The sequence below is a fragment of the Nocardioides sp. genome (genome assembly GCF_036374615.1).
Lineage (GTDB): Bacteria > Actinomycetota > Actinomycetes > Propionibacteriales > Nocardioidaceae > Nocardioides.
In genome coordinates this window covers 1-2,332 of the sequence record NZ_DASUTK010000191.1, presented here as the reverse complement: position 1 = coordinate 2,332, position 2,332 = coordinate 1, and the positions used below count along the sequence as shown (strand labels likewise).

The following is a 2,332-nucleotide window of genomic DNA, read 5'->3' as shown; positions in this document are numbered from 1 at the left end:
CGCCCCAGCGCACTCTCAGGCACACGCCGCGGTCAGGGGAGCAGTCGTGCGTGGCGGTTCACGTCCTTGTACAGCAGGTAGCGGAATCGGCCCGGCCCGCCGGCGTAGCACGCCTGCGGACAGAACGCGCGCAACCACATGAAGTCGCCCGCCTGCACCTCGACCCAGTCCTTGTTGAGCAGGTAGACGGCCTTGCCCTCCAGCACGTAGAGGCCGTGCTCCATGACGTGGGTCTCCGGGAACGGGATCGCGCCGCCCGGCTCGAAGGTGACGATGTTGACGTGCATGTCGTGCCGTACGTCGTCGGGGTCGACGAACCGCTGGGTGCCCCACGCGTCGGTGCCGGGCATCGGCTGGAGCGCGACGTCGTCCTCGTGGGTCACGAGCGGCTCGGGTGCGTCGACGTCGTCGACCGCCTGGTAGGCCTTGCGGATCCAGTGGAACGTCGCGGTCGCCGCCGACCCGTTGCGCAGCCGCCAGTCGACCCCTGGCGGGAGGTAGGCGTAGCTGCCCGGCCGCAGCTCGTGGTCGGCGCCGGCGAGGGACAGGGTGGGTGTGCCGTCGACGACGAACAGCACGGCCTCGGCGCGCGGGGCGTCGTCGGGGCGGTCGCTGCCGCCGCCCGGCCCGACCTCGACGACGTACTGGCTGAACGTCTCGGCGAACCCCGACAGCGGCCGCGCCAGCACCCACGCCCGGGTGTCGTCCCAGTGCGGGAACCGGCTGGTGACGATGTCGCGCATCGTGCCGCGCGGTAGCACGGCGTACGCCTCGGTGAAGACGGCGCGGTCGGTGGTCAGCTGGTCCTGGCCGGGCAAGCCGCCGCGTGGCACGTAGTAGGTCATCGCCCCTCCCTTTTCAGCAGAGCCATTCTCAGCCGGGCCTCCTCAGCAGCCGACCCGCGGGAGTGTCGCCGTCGGGGTCGACCGGGACGCCCCGCAGCCACGTCCGCCGGACCGTGCCGGCGAGCGTACGCCCGGCGTACGCCGAGATCGGGTTGCGGTGGCGCAGCGTCGCCGGGTCGACGGTGAACGGCTCGTCCGGCGCCAGGACGCACAGGTCCGCGTCGCAGCCGGGGGCGAGCCGTCCCTTGTGGGTCAGGCCGACCAGGTCGGCGGGCGCCTCGCACATCCAGCGCACGACGTCGGGCAGGCCCAACCCGCGGCTGCGTGCCTCCGTCCAGACGACCGGCAGCCCGAGCTGCAGCGAGGCGATCCCGCCCCAGGCGTCGCCGAAGTCGCCACTGTCGAGTCGTTTGAGCTCCGGCGTGCAGGGTGAGTGGTCGGTCACGACCAGGTCGATGTCACCGGCGACGAGCGCGTCCCAGAGCAGCTCGCGGTTCGCTGCGTCGCGGATCGGCGGACAGCACTTCAGCTCGGTGGCACCGTCGCTGATCTCCTCCGCCACGAAGGAGAGGTAGTGGGGACAGGTCTCGACCGTGAGCCGCACTCCCGCTGCCCGGGCCGCCCGGATGACCGGCAACGCGTCGGCGCCGGACAGGTGGACGACGTGAGCGCGGCCGCCGGTCTCGCGCGCCGTGGTGATCACGCGTTCGATCGCGACCGTCTCGGCCTTGGGCGGCCGGGATCCGAGGAAGCTCGCATAGTCCCGGCCGTGCACGAGGTCGGCCGCGATCTCCGAGCCGTCCTCGGCGTGCGCGATCAGCAACGCGTCGATCCGGCTCAGCTCATGCATCGCGGCGCGCAGGCCGGCGGCGTCCAGCTCGGGGAACTCGTCGACACCGGAGGGCAGCAGGAAGCACTTGAACCCGAAGACTCCCGCGTCGTGCAACGGCTCGAGGTCGGCCAGGTTGTCGGGCACCGCGCCGCCCCAGAACCCGACGTCGACGTGCACCTGGTCCCGCGCTGCATCCTGCTTCGTGCGCAGCGCGACGACGGTGGTCGTGGGCGGGATCGAGTTGAGCGGCATGTCGATGATCGTGGTGACGCCGCCGGCCGCCGCGGCGCGGGTGGCGGAGTCGAACCCTTCCCACTCGGTGCGGCCCGGCTCGTTGACGTGCACGTGGGTGTCGACCAGGCCGGGCAGCAGCACCTCGTCGTCGGCGAGCTCGACGTCCGGTGCTGCCTCGGCGTGGAGCGTCACGATCCGGCCGTCGCGGATCCCGAGGTCGACCGGCCGCTCCTCCCCGGCCACGACCGCGCGGGCGGCGCGGACGACGGCGTCGTACGACTCAGCTGCCACGGTAGGTGGCGTAGCCGTACGGGCTCAGCAGCAGCGGGACGTGGTGGTGCTCGTCGGCCGTGATCCGGAACGCCACCACCACCTCGGGGTAGAACGGCCCGTCCACGCCGAACCGCAGCCGGTACTCCCC

Annotated in this window: 3 protein-coding genes; all 3 read right to left on the bottom strand. The window is 72.3% G+C overall.

From position 1 onward, the window contains the following. Positions 1-32: 32 nt before the first annotated feature. The 3 genes from VFZ39_RS14935 to VFZ39_RS19085 are packed head-to-tail and all read right to left on the bottom strand — an operon-like array spanning position 33 to position 2,278. Positions 33-845 carry a bifunctional allantoicase/(S)-ureidoglycine aminohydrolase gene (locus VFZ39_RS14935; protein WP_330866569.1) on the bottom strand — a complete coding sequence of 271 codons (813 nt, stop codon included), beginning with the start codon at positions 843-845 and terminating at the stop codon, positions 33-35. A 28-nt stretch (positions 846-873) separates the two neighbouring features. After that, positions 874-2,202, bottom strand: a complete 1,329-nt coding sequence (gene allB / locus VFZ39_RS14930) for an allantoinase AllB (RefSeq protein WP_330866568.1) — start codon at positions 2,200-2,202, stop codon at positions 874-876. Then, positions 2,192-2,278: a hydroxyisourate hydrolase gene (locus tag VFZ39_RS19085; RefSeq protein WP_330866570.1), complete on the bottom strand. Its 87-nt coding sequence runs from the start codon at positions 2,276-2,278 to the stop codon at positions 2,192-2,194. The genes allB and VFZ39_RS19085 overlap by 11 nt, the downstream gene beginning before the upstream one ends. Between the last annotated feature and the right edge of the window lie 54 nt (positions 2,279-2,332).

Coding starts and splice junctions, on each gene's coding strand:
- VFZ39_RS14935 (WP_330866569.1), bottom strand. CDS start 845: ATGACCTACTACGTGCCACGCGGCGGCTTGCCCGGCCAGGACCAGCTG.